A 15705-nucleotide genomic window follows, 5' to 3' on the forward strand; every position below is an offset into this window, starting at 1 on the left:
GTCTTTTGTAAAATTTTTTATATGAAATTAACTATACACGCTTCTTACCTCGTTTGTTTGTGTTCGATCTGGACCAACAGAAAAGATCGATAGTGGTATTTGTGTCAGTTGAGAAATGCGTTCAATATAATGACGTGCATTCTCTGGCAGCTCACTCAAACTTGTAACTCCAGTTATATCCTCATTCCACCCTGGTAACTCTTCATAAACTGGTTCGCAAGCTGCAAGGACTTTTAGACTGGCAGGAAATTCTTCCATAATTTTTCCGTTGTACTTATAAGCGACACAAATCTTTAATGTCTCGATACCTGTTAATACATCAACTGAATTCAAGGATAGGTCGGTTATACCACTTACACGACGTGCATGACGAACGACGACACTATCAAACCAGCCAACACGGCGCGGGCGTCCAGTAGTGGTTCCATACTCCTTACCTACTTCACGAATTTGATCGCCAATTGCATCATTTAATTCAGTAGGGAATGGTCCATCACCAACACGTGTTGTATAAGCTTTAGAAACACCTACAACATGATCAATTTTTGAAGGACCTACTCCAGAACCGATAGTAACACCACCTGCAATTGGGTTAGAGGATGTTACGAAAGGATAAGTTCCTTGATCAATATCAAGCATGACACCTTGTGCACCTTCAAACAAAATACGACGACCTTGATCAAGTGCATCATTTAATACAACAGATGTATCTGTTACATACTTAGCTATTTCTTGCCCATATTCGTAATATTCCTCTAATATATCTTCTACTTTTAATTCTTCTGTTTCATATACTTTCGTAAATAGACGATTTTTTTCAGCTAGATTTTGTTCCAATTTTTCACGAAATACTTCTTTATCTAAAAGATCAGCAATTCGAATACCAGTTCTCGCTGCTTTATCCATGTATGCTGGTCCAATTCCTTTTTTGGTTGTGCCAATTTTATTAATCCCTTTATCTTCTTCTTGTAATAAATCTAGTTTAATATGGTAGGGCAAAATAACATGTGCACGATTGCTAACGCGAAGCTTATCTGTTTTGACACCTTTATCATGGAGATATTTTAATTCCTCAATCATTGCTTTTGGGTCAATCACCATCCCGTTACCTAATACACTTGTCTTTTCTTGAAAAAAGATACCGGATGGGATTAAATGTAGCTTGTACGTTTCTCCGTCAAATTTTATCGTATGACCAGCATTATTTCCGCCTTGATAACGTGCTACTACTTCTGCATTTTGCGATAAGAAGTCGGTAATTTTCCCTTTTCCTTCATCGCCCCATTGTGTTCCAACCACTACTACTGATGACATATTTATTACCTCCATTTATCTTACTTACTATCTACCATTTATTTTATACTTTTTTTCTGATGAAATACCCAAATAAGTGTACCAAGAGGAAGGTAGGTTGTCAATAAATAAGCGAACATTATTGTTGTTTTTATTTTTTTTGTTCGACTTTAGGGGCGTTTTGTTTGTTTTCTTCTTATACTAACTACATTTTTTACACAAAAAAATTCCACCTCAAGTTTAACACTCGAAGTGGATATATTATCCTCCTGCACCAACTGGAGGAATATCTTCCGCTTGATAACGATGATCTAGATCCACAAACTTATTGTATTCTTTTACAAAAGCTAATTCCACTGTTCCTACTGGTCCATTACGTTGTTTTGCTAAAATAATCTCAATAATGTTTTGCTTCTCAGATTCTTTATCATAATAATCATCACGATATAAGAAACCTACAATATCGGCATCTTGCTCGATACTACCTGATTCACGTAAATCAGACATCATCGGCCGTTTATCTTGTCTTGATTCCACTCCACGAGATAACTGAGATAGTGCAATTAGTGGAACGTTCAATTCCCTTGCAAGCCCTTTGAGAGAGCGAGAAATCTCTGACACTTCTTGTTGTCTATTTTCTCTAGAATTAGCGCTACCTTGAATCAATTGTAAATAATCAATTAAGATCATCCCTAATCCATGTTCCTGTTTTAAACGACGACATTTAGACCTTATTTCATTAACACGTATCCCTGGTGTATCATCAATAAAAATTCCAGCATTCGATAAACTCCCCATTGCCATTGTAAGCTTGCCCCAGTCTTCCGCTTCTAAATGGCCCGTTCTTAATCGTTGTGCATCAATATTACCTTCTGCACAAAGCATACGATTAACTAACTGTTCTGCCCCCATCTCCAAACTAAAAATCGCAACATTTTCATCTGTTTTTATTGCTACATTTTGTGCAATGTTTAATGCAAATGCAGTCTTACCAACGGAAGGACGTGCGGCGACAATGATTAAGTCATTTCGCTGAAAACCAGATGTTATTTTATCTAAGTCACGGAAACCAGTTGGAATACCCGTTACTTCCGCATCATTTTGATGGAGCTGTTCAATATTATCAAATACTTCGATTAGGACATCTTTAATGTTTTTAAAGGCGCTACTATTCTTACGGTTAGAAACTTCCAAAATATTCTTTTCCGCTTCACTTAATACTTCTTCTACATCGTCCTCTTTAGAAAAACTTTCTGTGACAATATCTGTAGCGGTACGAATTAATCTCCGTAATAACGCCTTCTCCTCAACAATTTTTGTATAATATCCTATGTTAGCGGCTGTTGGAACAGCGTTAGCTAGATCACTAAGAAAGGAAACACCACCAATATCATCTAACAACTTTGCATTAGACAAAGCCGTTGTTACCGTGACTAAATCAATCGGTTCTCCCTTATCAGATAGCTGCATCATGACTTGGAAAATACGTTGATGACTTGCACGATAAAAATCTGATGGTACTAATAATTCTGAAGCAGTCGACATCGCTTCTGGTTCTAAAAATATAGCACCTAATACAGCTTGCTCTGCCTCCATATTATGTGGCGGTGTCCGTTGTTCTTCCCAAGACTCACTCACACGTATTCCCCCTTTACATACAACAAACCAGTAAGGAAAGTAGCGCAGCCCTTCCTGATCACTTTTTCCATAAATAAAATCAACCTATTAGACGCTACTGCTGGTTATCATAACATGAATAAAAATAGTTTTTGACAGTTTTATGCCTCTTTTACATGGACTTTAATTGTCCCTGTCACATCGGGATGAATTTTTACAGGTACATTAGTATAACCGAGTGCACGAATTGGGCTAGCTAATTCAATTTTACGTTTATCCATTTTAATTTTATGTGTTTTTTTCAACTCTTCAGCAATTTGCTTACTTGTTATGGAGCCAAACAGTCGACCGTTTTCCCCTGATTTTGCTTTTAGTTCTACTTCCATATTTGCTAGCTTTTCTTTCAGTTTTTTTGCTTCTTCTACTTCCTCTTGTTCTAATTGTTGTTCTTTATTTTGTTTTGCTTCCAAGGCTTTCATGTTTCCTGGTGTCGCTTCAATTGCTAAATTATTTTTTAACAGATAGTTTCTTGCGTAACCATCAGAAACATTCTTTACTTCGCCTTTCTTCCCTTTTCCTTTTACATCTTTCTGAAATATCACTTTCATGATCTATTCTCCTCCTTCAAGATAATTATCAATAATTTCTTTTAATTGTTCATACGCGTCTTGTATGGATGCATTATCTAATTGCGTAGCTGCATTTGTTAAATGACCGCCACCATTCATGCTTTCCATAATTAATTGCACATTAACATCCCCAAGCGAGCGTGCACTAATTCCGATCCGTCCATCTTCTCTTTCAGATATAACAAAAGAAGCACCTATTCCACTCATCGTCAGCAATGTATCTGCTGCTTGTGCAATAATGACCGGTCCAAATGTTTGCCCTCTATCACCAAGCGCAATTGCAATGTTATCACGGTAAATCATTGTATTTTCTATTAAATGACTTCTTCTAATATAATTATCTAGATCTTCTTTCATAAAACGTTGCACTAAGATCGTATCTGCACCTTTTGAGCGCAAGTAAGATGCTGCATCAAACGTTCGTGATCCGGTTCTGAGAGTAAAACTATTTGTGTCTACAATAATTCCTGCAAGCAGCGCAGTTGATTCAAGTCGATTCAGCTTTAAAGTGCTTGGCTGATATTCTAACAACTCTGTTACTAGCTCTGCTGTTGAAGAAGCATACGGCTCCATATAAACAAGTGTTGGTCGTGCAATAAATTCTTCAGCTCGTCGGTGATGATCAATCACGATGACATGCTCTGTCTTGCTCAACAGCTTTTCTTCAACAACGAGAGAAGGTTTGTGTGTGTCTACAACAACAACCAATGTATTTTTAGTGATTAGATCGTTCGCTTCAACAGGAGATACAAAATTAGACCATAAATCTTCATCTTCTTTTATTTCTTCCATTAACCGTTGCACACCAATATCAATATCATCCTCATCAACCACAACAAAGCCATTTACACCGTTAGCCTGTGCGATTTTCGATATACCTATTGCTGCTCCAATAGCATCCATGTCCGGTGACTTATGCCCCATAATTAACACTTGGTCGCTTTCTTGAACAAGCTGTTTTAACGCATGGGAAATGACTCGTGCCCTTACTCTTGTTCGTTTCTCCATTGGATTTGTTTTTCCACCATAGAAACGAACCTTTCCTAATTCATCTTTTATTACTACTTGATCACCACCACGTCCTAATGCTAAGTCAACACTTGATTGTGCTGATTCACCTAAGTCTGGTAATGAGGCACCACCGAAACCAATTCCTATACTTAAGGTCAGCGGTACGTTTTTATCTGATACTAATTCTCTTACTTTATCTAAAATTTCAAATTTAGAATGCTCTAACTCTTGTAAAATCGCTTGGTTCATCACCGCTAAAAAACGTTCTTGTGAGATCCTTTTTAAATAAATCCCATATTCGTTTGACCACTCATTAAGAGTAGATGTGACATTTGAGTTGATTTGACTTCTTGAAGCATCATCCATTGCTTGCGTGATTTCCTCGTAATTGTCTAAGAAAATAATACCAAGTACGGTTTTTTCATTATGATATAAATTTTGAATTTCAGTTTGTTTTGTTCGATCGAAAAAGTAAAGCAATCGTTCTTCTCTTTTTACCATTACTTTAAATTCTATTTCACCTAAATGAATCCAAATATCTTCTTTTTCCTCTTTAATCATTGGTACTAAGTCTTCTGAAACTCGTTCAAGCGATTGACCTACAAACGTTTCATTTTCAGAAAACTTATTCATATATGGATTTGTCCATTCTATTTGATAGTCTTCGCTATACAAGACAATACCAATTGGCATTTCTAATAACGCTTCTTCTCCTACCTTTTTTACGCGGTAAGACAACGTAGATATATATTCCTCTGTTTCACTCAAAATATGCTTTTCTGATCGAACACTATAATACAAGGAAGCCACTAATATAACAGTCATTACAATTCCTAGTTTCCATTGAAAAAACCAAATAAATCCTAACAATAAAAACGACAAAGAATAGATAACCCATAAATGCACACTTAAGGTTGGCTTCTTAAATAAATCTGGCATCTTTTTTTCAGCTCCTACGCCCAGATCTGAGCTCACTTTGTTTGTTTCATTCTTCCCCTTACACCAAAGCCTATATCAATTATACCTAAGATTCTTGTTAGATAAATACCGATTGGAAGAAAAATAATACATGACAGAATAATTAATATAGGGTATGCAATAGATAGCCGTTTTTGATGACAATAAAATAATATAAAAGAAATGCCTTGTAAAGAAAATAACCCCCCAATTAAATTAGTTGTATTTAAGACAACTGCCGCTAAGCTTCCTGTCTCCTCTATAGGGAACATTGCCAAGAGAATCGCTATTAAATAAATCCAAATGACACCTTTAGGAAATTGAAAGGTTCGGAATGCTGGAAAAGACAAGCGTTTTTTGTTTCGAAAAGAAATGATCTTATAGCTTGTCCACTGAATAATAAATGCTATCCCAATTGAAATGAGTACTAATATAGATGGGAAAAGGGTAATCATTTGATTCATCTGTTGCTTTATTAAGTCTAAATCGTCTTTCGCTAATTGAAATCCGGTTGTCTCTGTCATTGATTTCGTTATCTCTATTGATTCGTCAATAACTGATTGATATTGCTCAATTAAATCTACCTCTGAAAATACTTGAATCATTACAAAAATGATTAGTAAACCGATTGTCACTCCTACCGACCCTAGTGCCCATGTTTCATAAGAATGTCGTTTTTGAAATATTGCATGCCCAATAAACGCACCAGCACTTATCGCTAATAATGTTAATGGTATTGCTCCTATAAACAGGAATAAGGATAAAATCACTGAAAAGCCAAGGACAATTCCACCCAATAAAAGTGTAGAACGGTAGCCATAACGTGAAGCATAAAGAACAAAAGGTACAGGTAGTACAAACAATGCTATTAATTCACTTCCTGGTATAAAAACAACTATAAGTAATAACAGGCCAAAAAGCGATCCCATCGTTAATCCTTCTTTTAATTTTTGTATATCATTCATCACTTTCACACCTCTACTAATTGCTAGCTTAGAAAAAGCACAGCTACCATGTGCTGTGCCTAAGTACTAGCTTTTCTCTTTTTATATAATTGATTTGCTTTTTTTGCTTTAAAATCTATAACCTCAAGTATAAACCATACGGTGGAATGATGACAAATAATATTTAGTTATGCAACGATCCAATGATTAATCTGTTGATAATCGTGAATAAATATAATGGTCTTCGTATTTTCCGTTTATTTTAAGTTCATCACGTAATGTACCTTCTCTAATAAATCTACAATTTTCTAAAACATGAATCGATCCTGTATTTCTTGGCATTACCCCTGCTTCAATACGATGAAATCCTGCTTCTTCAAAAGCAAATGTAACGGCCAATTGAACCGACTCAGTCATATAACCGTGTCCAGTATATCTATGATCAAGTGCATATCCAATCATACATTTATCTCCAACTTCACGTTCAACAAAGAAAAGGTTAATCGTTCCGACTAATTTATCTGCTTCTTTTATAAAAATACCAAAACCATATTCTCTATCCTCTGACCAATTTTTTTGCTTAGCTTCTATCATCTCTTCATGATTCTTTAATGTAAAAAATGACTCTTCTTGATCAACAGGAGAATATCGATTAAATATTTCTCTGTTCTCCTTATTGATTTCTAACAATGCAGCTGCATCTTCTTTTTGTAATTGACGAATGTATATCTTTTTTCCAATCCATTTGCTTTTCAATACCTTCCACTCCTTACCTTGCACTTCTTTTCTATATTGTAATCGAACAAAAGTAACTTTGCCTCATTTTTTATGACATATTAATATTCCCTGTCATTTAAATTGCGCTGTGCTTCATTTCATAATGTATTCCTTATCCAGTGAAGAGAATGGGACTAGATCTCTCATTTAGAGAATAGCTGAAAAAATGTAGTCAGCTATGTAACTGGTTTGCCTATTCCTTATCAAACGAAAGCGTAAAGAAAATAGCAAAGAAGTAAAACTCCTGTTATGATAATGATAAAAATGGTGCAGAGGGAGTTAGAACATGATTAAAACTATACTATTTGACCTGGATGATACATTACTATGGGATAAAAAGAGCGTAGAAACTGCTTTTCAAAAAACTTGTGCAGTAGCAGAAGAAGTACATGGATTAGATCCTATTAAATTAGAAGAAAGCGTCCGAGAAGCAGCAAGTGAACTATATGCATCTTACGAGACATATGCATTTACACAATTAATTGGAATCAATCCTTTTGAAGGTTTATGGGGGACTTTTGATGATGAAACAGACGATTTTAAGAAAATGTACGATATTATTCCTACTTATCGAAAAAAAGCTTGGGAACATGGTTTAACTAAGCTAGGAATAGCAGACGAAACCTTTGCAAATGATTTAGCAGAGCGGTTTATTAAAGAAAGAGTGAAGCACCCTTTTGTATATGAAGAAACCTACACAACATTAGATGAATTGCATAAAAACTACCAGCTGATTTTATTAACAAATGGTGCACCTTCTTTACAAGAAAAAAAGCTGACTATAACACCTGAGCTACGAGCCTATTTTGATCATATCATTATCTCAGGTGCATTCGGCAAAGGTAAACCAGATCCTGGAATTTTCGATCATGCTATTGAATTAGCAAAAGTAGAGAAAGAGGAAGCAATTATGGTCGGTGACAACTTAATGACAGATATATTAGGATCTAACCGCGCTGGTATTCGCAATGTTTGGATCAATAGAGTAAATAAAAAACTCACTGATGTTAAACCAACCTATGAAATTAACCACCTTAATGAACTCATTCCTTTAATTGAAAAGCTGTAATGCATTATGTCAATCAATTATTTCTTAAAGTTACCTGATTAAGGGTAACTTTTTTATCTGAAATTTGTTGCTACCGCTTCGATACTTTGCTATGATATGTTGACGACCGTTCGTAAGGGAGAGTTTTTATGTCTTATATTGCAATTAAAGATGCTGCATTGAATCTATTTGCCACTCATGGCTATGAAGGAACATCACTTGCAAATATCGCAAAACAAGTTGGGATAAAAAAGCAGTCCATCTATGCACATTTCAAAGGAAAAGATGATTTGTTTTTACAAGTATTAAAAGAAACTTTCACTATTGAGTTAAAAAGAGAAGAAGATTATTTAAAAACAAATTTTGATAAACCACTAAAGATTTTTTTATGGGATGCGTTGCAAAGCTATATGTATCGCTTTAGCAATGATAACCGGTTGAATCTATGGTTGCGGAATTCCTTTCTTCCGCCTAGTCATTTATATGATGAAGTAATTGATGCTTTATATGCATACATTGATCAAGTCGATCAATTGTATTTGGAACGTTTTCAACATGCTGCTAATCAAGGGGAAATAAACCAACCTCCCTCTACAGCGTCTCTGGCATTTTCCGCTTTATTAGACGCAATTGGCATGGAAATGGTATACGGTGAAAATAAGCGTACCAACCAAAAACCAGACGCTGCCTGGCAAATTTTTTGGCTTGGTATTTCTAACACAGACAAGACAACTTCGTATTAGGGGGGAATTTAGTTGTATCATGCACATACATTAAAAGAAAAAATTCGTTTGTTCTTAACTATTGTCTGGCCAATTATGATTACACAAATTAGTTTATCTGCTATGAACCTAGTTGACACAATGATGGCAGGACGAGTCGGAACGGATGATCTAGCGGGGGTAGCAATTGGCTCGAGTCTTTGGTCTCCTATATTTACAGGCATGAATGGAATCATGTTAGCAATCACCCCTATCATTGCGCAAATGTTGGGAGCAAATGAACGGCATAAAATTCATTACACGGTTAACCAAGCATTATATCTCGCCGTTGGTATTGGGGCAGGTATTATTTTGCTAGGATCTATTGCACTAGATCCCATTTTAACATTTATGGATCTTGAACCAAAAGTACAACATATTGCTCTTCATTACTTAATTGGGCTTTCTATTGGTATTATTCCATTATTTCTATCAAATGTGACTCGAAATTTCTTTGATGCTCAAGGGTACACACGTATAACTATGTTTATTACTACCTTGGCCGTCCCTTTTAATATTTTGTTAAACTACAGTTTGATTTTTGGAAATTTTGGTATGCCAAGGTTAGGCGGCATTGGTGCAGGATATGCAACAGGAATTACTTTCTGGATTATTTTTATTACTGGTGCAATGATGACATTCAAAGTTACATTAGTTAGAGAGTACAAGCTTTTTGTTAAATGGGTAAAACCTTCTATTCTTGCGTGGAAGGAACAAATGTCGATTGGGATTCCAATGGGTTTATCCATCTTTTTTGAAGCAAGTATATTCTCTGTTGTAACACTATTTATAGGCATCATGTTTTCAACCAGTGTAATTGCAGCAAACCAAATTGTTATTAGTTTTACTACTTTATTATTTATGATTCCATTAAGTATATCGATGGCAATAACGATAGTAGTTGGTTTTTCAATTGGCGGTAAGCAATTAGAAGCTGCTAAACAATACGCCTACATTGGTGTGTTTAGTGCGATTGGCTTTTTGTCCCTAGGCTCAGTGACTTTACTTTTCTTTAAAGAACCGATTGCATACCTCTACACTACAGATCCTGCGGTCGTCCATATTGCAGCACAATTATTTACGATAGCGATTATTTATCAACTATCTGATGCTTCTCAAGCCAGTCTTCAAGGTGTGCTTCGAGGCTATAAAGATGTAAAACTACCTTTCTATATTGCTTTTGTTTCATATTGGTTGATTGGTATCCCTGCAGGTTTCGTACTAGCAGCATATACTTCGCTTGGCCCTGCTGGTTTTTGGGTTGGAATTACATTAGGTTTAACAGGAGCAGCCATTGGTTTCTTTATTCGTTTAAGAATTGTATATCGAAGAGAACGTGCGAAGCTGATTAACGTGGGCACATAAAATATTGCAAAATTTAATATGTAACTTATTTACTTTAAACCGTAAGGAAGCGATGGTATCACCGCTTCCTTACGGTTTAATTGTTGTTGTCTTTTTTTGTTTCTTCTGCTAATTCCTCAAATGATTTTATCTTACCATGAGGATCTTGTGATTGTTTTCTATTGTTCCACTCACGTTCTCTACGACTTTTTGATTTAGACATATACGTTTTACTCCTCTTAGCTGGTTGGCTTATTTTTATTTTTAGACATTCTTATTTTTTTGGCTTTTTGTTTATGAGCACGATTTGCTGCTGCACTCCCTAGCTCCTCGGAGAATTCAGAATCTGTTTTACTGGAATCAAAACCTTGTTTGTTTTTTTGTTGTGGATCGTTTTTCTTTGTACGCTTAGCCATAATTTTCACTCCTTTTTGGTTTAGTATGTAAACTGAGCAAGTAAATATTCGTGAAAAGGGGTATTAGGGAGTTACGGACAAACTAAAAATATTTTACCTTTGAATTTTGGAGACGTATTTGACTTATCTTAAACGTCAAATTACGCTTGTTTTGGATTTTGGTTTGGGTTACAGGGGGAACTGTTAGCTACTTAATTCATTCGATAGTAGTATATCAAGCTGATGGTTGAGAAAGCCTAAAATGAAGTGAATCCTATGTGAATAGATACTAATATAATCAACGGGCTTTATCTTGATCTGGGCTTTTTATAAAGACCGTTGATTTTTAATATCACAAACTAACTTATGATTGTAAGGAATATTGAATAGCTTTACCAAGAATTTTCAATACAGTAGTTGTACCGGACTTCATTGGATTTATCCGTAAACTATACTCTTTCAAATGTGGCTGCGATTCAATAAAACTTCCTGAAACACGATAAATTAAAGGAAGTATTTCATATTTTGATTCTGCCCCCACAGGATGTGTAGCTGCCCCAAATCGATTACTCAGCATAATAACTTTTTCTGCAATTGGTTGTTTAAGCTCTACAATTACATTTTTTGATTGAGCATTTGTAATATAGGCAGACTCTATTTCTTCTATTGCCCCTGCATTTATTCTTTTACATATTTCTTCTACTTGTTCATTCTGTGTAGCTGAAGAAACGGGGACAAATGTCATCATACGTAAAAGCTCCATTGCTTCATAACCCTGTACTTGACCACCGCCTGAATAATTATTTGCTTGTGCAATTTTTATCGCTTGCTCTTTTCCAACAATTAGTCCAACACCTTCTGGCCCAAGTAATTTGAATCCTGAAAAAGTAGAATAATCTGCACCATACTCCACTCCAATACCAGGTGTTTTCATCACACAATAATTATCATCCACAACAATAGTCAAATTGGGATTATTAATTTTTACAGTTTCGATCACTTCTTTCAAATCATACATATCCGTTGGTTGTTGCCTAGCATGTTGGATATAGAATACTTTACTCTTCACATCTCCTTTTACTATTGTTGCTAATGATGAAATATCATTATAATCTACAACTTTTGTTTTTATTCCTAGCGTCCTAATTGTATCCTGTGTAGTCATATAAACAGGAGCTTGATGAATATACATTACCTCTCCGGGTTTGATCAATGTACTTAGAATCGTTCGAATTGCTCCTGTACCAGCACCTCGAACAAGCATTGCACGTTCAACACCAAAAAAGTCAGCCAATACACACTCTACTTTCGCTGTCTGAGTCGGCTTTTTATAACGTGATGCTACACCTAAATCACCCATTGTTAAAAACGTATCTCCTGTAAATTGTTTGCTTATACTCTCCACTAATTTAAACTGTACTTGTTGCGCTTGTTTTACCGTTAATGCAGGTAAAACAGAATCAGCATATTTAAGTGTTAGTAGATTATTGTTTTTCATCTTTATCCTCCTGTTAGAGTAAAATAGTATGTGAAAGGGGACCTATTGTAATTTTACTGACTATTTTTTAACTGATGTGTTTACGTTATCTGTTAGTAAATTTCCAAAAGTATCGTAAATACCTATTAGTCTTGGAGAATTTTTCAGATTTTCTATAATTGCAATTTGAGCATTTGTAACAAACATTTGTGTACGAAAGGCAAATATTGCAGTATCACCAACATTTACTTCACTCGTATCTAGTCCCCCATAATAATCAATACTAGAAGGCTCATTCTCTATAGCAGAGACTTTTTTCATCTGTTGAAAATTAGAACCTACTAAAGCATGCTTCATGTGGGAACGAGGATAAAAACCTCCACCAAAAACATATGATTTATTATTATATACATGGGAAACCTCAGAAACATAAACCATGGCTGGTTTTTCTTTTAATGATTTGATAGCATGAATTGGTGTAGTGCCTGTTAAAGCATGACCAGGCTCTCCTTGTGTTGCACCTAATTGTTTTAATAATTCTAAAGAAGCAGTAGAAGTTGCACTCGGCATATTCATTTCTAAATCATGATGCCCTCTTTTTATAAGAAATTGCTTCGCTTTTTGCATCGATTTTACATTGGAAGTCGCAATAGGTTGACTATTTTGTATTAGTAAACATGGAAAACTAGTTAAACCAGCAATTTGAATCCCTTGTAGTTGCTCTATTTTTTTAACATTATCTTTTAAACTTTTTAAAGAAAACCCACCCTCTTGACCGTTGTATATATAATCATCATCATTTGCGATACGCAAATAAACTTTTTGGATTTTACCTAACCTAATAGCTGTATCACTGATATTTTTTGCATTCTCATAGCTAAAAACAGTGATGTAATCTGGATTAAGATTTAATATAGTAGGTATCATTTTTTTTGGTATCTGAACAATATGACCTACATGACCAATTTGGATATTGGCATTGCTTAATGTAATGGCCTCCCAAGGATCAACCGCCACTGCCTTTTGTATTCCAGCTTCGACAATTGCATTAGCCACAACAGGATTACGTCCAAATTGTTTTGTCATGAACAATAATTCAATATCCTGTTTTTTGGCTTCTTCGTCTAAAAGCATTGCATTATTTTTCACAGTATCCAGATCTAATACATACGTATTTGGAGATATAACTCCTTGTTGATGTAGATCAGTAGAGACTTCTATTAATTTATGATTTCTTTCTTTTGTCATTTCTAAAAACATTTAACCCTCTCCAATCACACTACCCACATTAGTTAAAAAAGATATGCCATTCTCTGGTGCTTCCAGCTTCAAATAATCCGCTGCAGTTGCAGCTATATCAGATAATGTTTGCCTCTCTCCAATAGCTACTGGTTTCCATTCTTTATGGTAGGCAAGCAAGAATGTTTTTTCTCGCGTATGTTGACTATGGCCGATTGTTGGATCATTTCCATGATCTGCACTGACAATCAACAAGTCTTCCTTCGTCATTGAATCTACTATTTCTGTAAGAAAGCCGTCTACTAACTCTATACGATTAGCATAACGTGTTACATCTTGTGCATGCCCTGCTAAATCTGTTTCTTGAACCGTTGCCGCAATTACTCCATTTTCTACATGATTCATTTCTTGTAATATATTCTCCATCACTTGTTTCGTATCTACACCTGGAAATTTCCTAGCACCTTTACAATAGATAACATCTTGCATTTTTCCGATTAGTGAAACATCTAATTCTGCTTTCTTCGCTATTGTCGGTAGCTGATTATCAGGAGATATGCCATACCCTAAATGTCGTACTTGATACCCTTGTTTATATACATTTGATTTTGGTGAATTTACTCCAACTAGTCCATCACTACGTTTCTCAACCGATTGCTGTAATTGCTCAGGCGTAATGTTCTCTCCACCTAGTGCAATCACTCGATTCACTTTTACATGTTGACGAACACAATTTCCAATACGTAAAACTTCTTCAAACGAAATATAATCTAAAGGAGCACTAACGTTATAGATCTGTCCATAATCGGTTTCAATGTTATCTGCAACAATTACTAAATCGTTTACTAATAGATAAGGTAGTTCCTTATTAGGAATAGCTATTTTATACCCTGCTTCTTCTAGCGCGTGTTTCACTGTCTCCATATTTTCAACAAATGGCGCTAAATACGCTTTTTTAGGTTTTGATCCCATAATTTCGTTATGCCCTTCAAAACTATCTGCACCTTGATGCATTAGATTTAATACACCGTAACTTGCTAAATAATCTGCTGTCTGTATCGCAGGGTAATTTAAAATTTTATTAATTCCCAATCTTTTGAAATTTGGTATGTTAGGACTTGCTACTTCTAATATATGATAAAACGTGTTTGCTCCAATATCTTGTGGATGGTAATCTTCTACATCATCCATACTTCCAACACCTAAACTATCTATAATTAATATAATCACTCTTTTGCTCATAAGGTTCTCCTTCTTTTCTAATGATTATCTATTCATAAATTCAATAGGATTTTTAACTAACATTTTTTCAATTGATTCATCTGTGATACCATATGATTGCATTAAGGGAACAAAAGAATCTAACAAAAAGCTATATCCTATTCCACCTTTATATTCCAAATGTGATTTTCTAGTAATATCCATCGAGAGAAAGACTCGCTCTATATAGCCTGCATCCTGTATTTTCTTTAGTATTTCCGCTCTCGTACGATCGGGCATATAGCTTTCCTTACCAACTGTATCGAATGCAACATACACACCATCTCTTAACATTTTCAAAATATAATCTGCATCTCCTGTTAGATCTACATGACCGATGATTACTCTATCAAGAGCAACCTGTTTCCCCTTAAAAAAATCAACTTGTTCCTGGCCTAAAGTACCAATTGACGTATGGGTTGTAATTGGCTTATTCGTCTCTTTATGAGCAATCACTACAGCTTCAAATACTTTTTTTTCCGTTTCGGTCCATTTATTGAAGCTAGTACCAATTTCTCCTATAATATCTGCCGTAATATGTGTTCCTTTGATTCCTTCTGTTATGTCTTTTATCATTCTTTCGGCTAGTTGTTCTCTTGTTTCTCTAAACACCTGAATCGGGTAGAAATCCTCTTGATAAAAACCAGTAGCGTAAATGATATTCATTCCACTAGCTTTAGTAACCTTTTCAACAAAAGGAATATTTCTGCCCATTCCAAAATTAGTAACATCTATTATGTTTTTAACACCTTTCTTGTATAATTTCTTATACTCTTCCACGGTTTCAGAAAACACATCCAACTGACAATCTTCCGTATTCTTTACTTCAGATAGATCAAGTGTTGTATGTTCATGCATATATGTCATTCCATCAATTAACATGTTTTTCGCCTTCCTTTATCAATTATCAGATTTTAATAATCCTTTAAAATGAAAACCTCTCCGGTCTAGAT

At 35.1% G+C, this 15705-nt stretch carries 15 protein-coding genes; 3 read left to right on the forward strand and 12 right to left on the reverse strand.

Annotation, left to right across the window (positions count from 1 at the left end; translation table 11 throughout):
- Positions 1-27: 27 nt before the first annotated feature.
- The 6 genes from ACH6CY_RS06945 to ACH6CY_RS06970 all read right to left on the reverse strand — a co-directional run bounded on the left by ACH6CY_RS06945 (position 28) and on the right by ACH6CY_RS06970 (position 7207).
- A complete protein-coding gene (locus ACH6CY_RS06945; protein ID WP_374066597.1) occupies positions 28-1314 on the reverse strand; it encodes an adenylosuccinate synthase in 1287 nt (428 codons plus the stop codon).
- Between the two features lie 240 nt (positions 1315-1554).
- Positions 1555-2931 (reverse strand): replicative DNA helicase, encoded by a 1377-nt coding sequence (dnaB, locus tag ACH6CY_RS06950; RefSeq protein ID WP_374066599.1) that lies wholly within the window; start codon positions 2929-2931, stop codon positions 1555-1557.
- Positions 2932-3071: 140 nt separating this feature from the next.
- The gene (rplI, locus tag ACH6CY_RS06955) at positions 3072-3518 is read right to left on the reverse strand and encodes a 50S ribosomal protein L9 (protein WP_374066600.1); all 447 of its coding nucleotides are present in this window, start codon (positions 3516-3518) and stop codon (positions 3072-3074) included.
- A 3-nt stretch (positions 3519-3521) separates the two neighbouring features.
- Positions 3522-5489: a DHH family phosphoesterase gene (locus tag ACH6CY_RS06960; protein ID WP_374066601.1), complete on the reverse strand. Its 1968-nt coding sequence runs from the start codon at positions 5487-5489 to the stop codon at positions 3522-3524.
- Between the two features lie 32 nt (positions 5490-5521).
- Positions 5522-6472, reverse strand: coding sequence for a YybS family protein (locus ACH6CY_RS06965; RefSeq protein WP_374066602.1), 951 nt, complete (start codon positions 6470-6472; stop codon positions 5522-5524).
- A gap of 186 nt (positions 6473-6658) precedes the next feature.
- Positions 6659-7207 (reverse strand): GNAT family N-acetyltransferase, encoded by a 549-nt coding sequence (locus ACH6CY_RS06970; RefSeq protein WP_374066603.1) that lies wholly within the window; start codon positions 7205-7207, stop codon positions 6659-6661.
- Positions 7208-7514: 307 nt separating this feature from the next.
- On the opposite strand from ACH6CY_RS06970, the gene ACH6CY_RS06975 reads away from it, so the two are divergent.
- The 3 genes from ACH6CY_RS06975 (at position 7515) to ACH6CY_RS06985 (ending at position 10402) form a co-directional block, all read left to right on the forward strand.
- A complete protein-coding gene (locus ACH6CY_RS06975; protein WP_374066604.1) occupies positions 7515-8297 on the forward strand; it encodes an HAD family hydrolase in 783 nt (260 codons plus the stop codon).
- A gap of 128 nt (positions 8298-8425) precedes the next feature.
- Positions 8426-9019, forward strand: coding sequence for a TetR/AcrR family transcriptional regulator (locus ACH6CY_RS06980; RefSeq protein WP_374066605.1), 594 nt, complete (start codon positions 8426-8428; stop codon positions 9017-9019).
- Positions 9020-9031: 12 nt separating this feature from the next.
- Positions 9032-10402, forward strand: a complete 1371-nt coding sequence (locus ACH6CY_RS06985) for an MATE family efflux transporter (RefSeq protein WP_374066606.1) — start codon at positions 9032-9034, stop codon at positions 10400-10402.
- Between the two features lie 76 nt (positions 10403-10478).
- On the opposite strand, the gene ACH6CY_RS06990 is transcribed toward ACH6CY_RS06985, so the two are convergent.
- The 6 genes from ACH6CY_RS06990 to ACH6CY_RS07015 all read right to left on the reverse strand — a co-directional run bounded on the left by ACH6CY_RS06990 (position 10479) and on the right by ACH6CY_RS07015 (position 15634).
- Positions 10479-10604 (reverse strand): DUF6254 family protein, encoded by a 126-nt coding sequence (locus ACH6CY_RS06990; protein ID WP_374066608.1) that lies wholly within the window; start codon positions 10602-10604, stop codon positions 10479-10481.
- A 16-nt stretch (positions 10605-10620) separates the two neighbouring features.
- On the reverse strand, positions 10621-10797 hold the full coding sequence (locus tag ACH6CY_RS06995; protein ID WP_374066609.1) for a hypothetical protein: 177 nt from the start codon (positions 10795-10797) through the stop codon (positions 10621-10623).
- Positions 10798-11140: 343 nt separating this feature from the next.
- A complete protein-coding gene (locus ACH6CY_RS07000; protein ID WP_374066610.1) occupies positions 11141-12274 on the reverse strand; it encodes an aminotransferase class V-fold PLP-dependent enzyme in 1134 nt (377 codons plus the stop codon).
- Between the two features lie 60 nt (positions 12275-12334).
- Complete coding sequence (locus tag ACH6CY_RS07005; protein WP_374066612.1) at positions 12335-13513, reverse strand: YhfX family PLP-dependent enzyme; 1179 nt, start codon at positions 13511-13513, stop codon at positions 12335-12337.
- The gene (locus tag ACH6CY_RS07010) at positions 13514-14734 is read right to left on the reverse strand and encodes a phosphopentomutase (RefSeq protein WP_374066614.1); all 1221 of its coding nucleotides are present in this window, start codon (positions 14732-14734) and stop codon (positions 13514-13516) included. It abuts the gene before it with no gap.
- A gap of 24 nt (positions 14735-14758) precedes the next feature.
- Entirely contained in the window at positions 14759-15634 is an 876-nt protein-coding gene (locus tag ACH6CY_RS07015; RefSeq protein ID WP_374066616.1) for a phosphotriesterase family protein, read from the reverse strand.
- Between the last annotated feature and the right edge of the window lie 71 nt (positions 15635-15705).

It is taken from the genome of Paraliobacillus sp. JSM ZJ581 (assembly GCF_044383835.1).
Taxonomy (GTDB): domain Bacteria; phylum Bacillota; class Bacilli; order Bacillales; family Amphibacillaceae; genus Paraliobacillus.

What these genes read in the sequence shown, in the direction of transcription:
- ACH6CY_RS06945 (WP_374066597.1), bottom strand. Translation starts at nt 1,314, where the DNA reads ATGTCATCAGTAGTAGTGGTTGGAACACAATGGGGCGATGAAGGAAAA.
- rplI (WP_374066600.1), bottom strand. Translation starts at nt 3,518, where the DNA reads ATGAAAGTGATATTTCAGAAAGATGTAAAAGGAAAAGGGAAGAAAGGC.
- ACH6CY_RS06960 (WP_374066601.1), bottom strand. Translation starts at nt 5,489, where the DNA reads ATGCCAGATTTATTTAAGAAGCCAACCTTAAGTGTGCATTTATGGGTT.
- ACH6CY_RS06965 (WP_374066602.1), bottom strand. Translation starts at nt 6,472, where the DNA reads ATGAATGATATACAAAAATTAAAAGAAGGATTAACGATGGGATCGCTT.
- ACH6CY_RS06975 (WP_374066604.1), top strand. Translation starts at nt 7,515, where the DNA reads ATGATTAAAACTATACTATTTGACCTGGATGATACATTACTATGGGAT.
- ACH6CY_RS06980 (WP_374066605.1), top strand. Translation starts at nt 8,426, where the DNA reads ATGTCTTATATTGCAATTAAAGATGCTGCATTGAATCTATTTGCCACT.
- ACH6CY_RS06990 (WP_374066608.1), bottom strand. Translation starts at nt 10,604, where the DNA reads ATGTCTAAATCAAAAAGTCGTAGAGAACGTGAGTGGAACAATAGAAAA.
- ACH6CY_RS06995 (WP_374066609.1), bottom strand. Translation starts at nt 10,797, where the DNA reads ATGGCTAAGCGTACAAAGAAAAACGATCCACAACAAAAAAACAAACAA.
- ACH6CY_RS07000 (WP_374066610.1), bottom strand. Translation starts at nt 12,274, where the DNA reads ATGAAAAACAATAATCTACTAACACTTAAATATGCTGATTCTGTTTTA.
- ACH6CY_RS07005 (WP_374066612.1), bottom strand. Translation starts at nt 13,513, where the DNA reads ATGTTTTTAGAAATGACAAAAGAAAGAAATCATAAATTAATAGAAGTC.
- ACH6CY_RS07010 (WP_374066614.1), bottom strand. Translation starts at nt 14,734, where the DNA reads ATGAGCAAAAGAGTGATTATATTAATTATAGATAGTTTAGGTGTTGGA.
- ACH6CY_RS07015 (WP_374066616.1), bottom strand. Translation starts at nt 15,634, where the DNA reads ATGTTAATTGATGGAATGACATATATGCATGAACATACAACACTTGAT.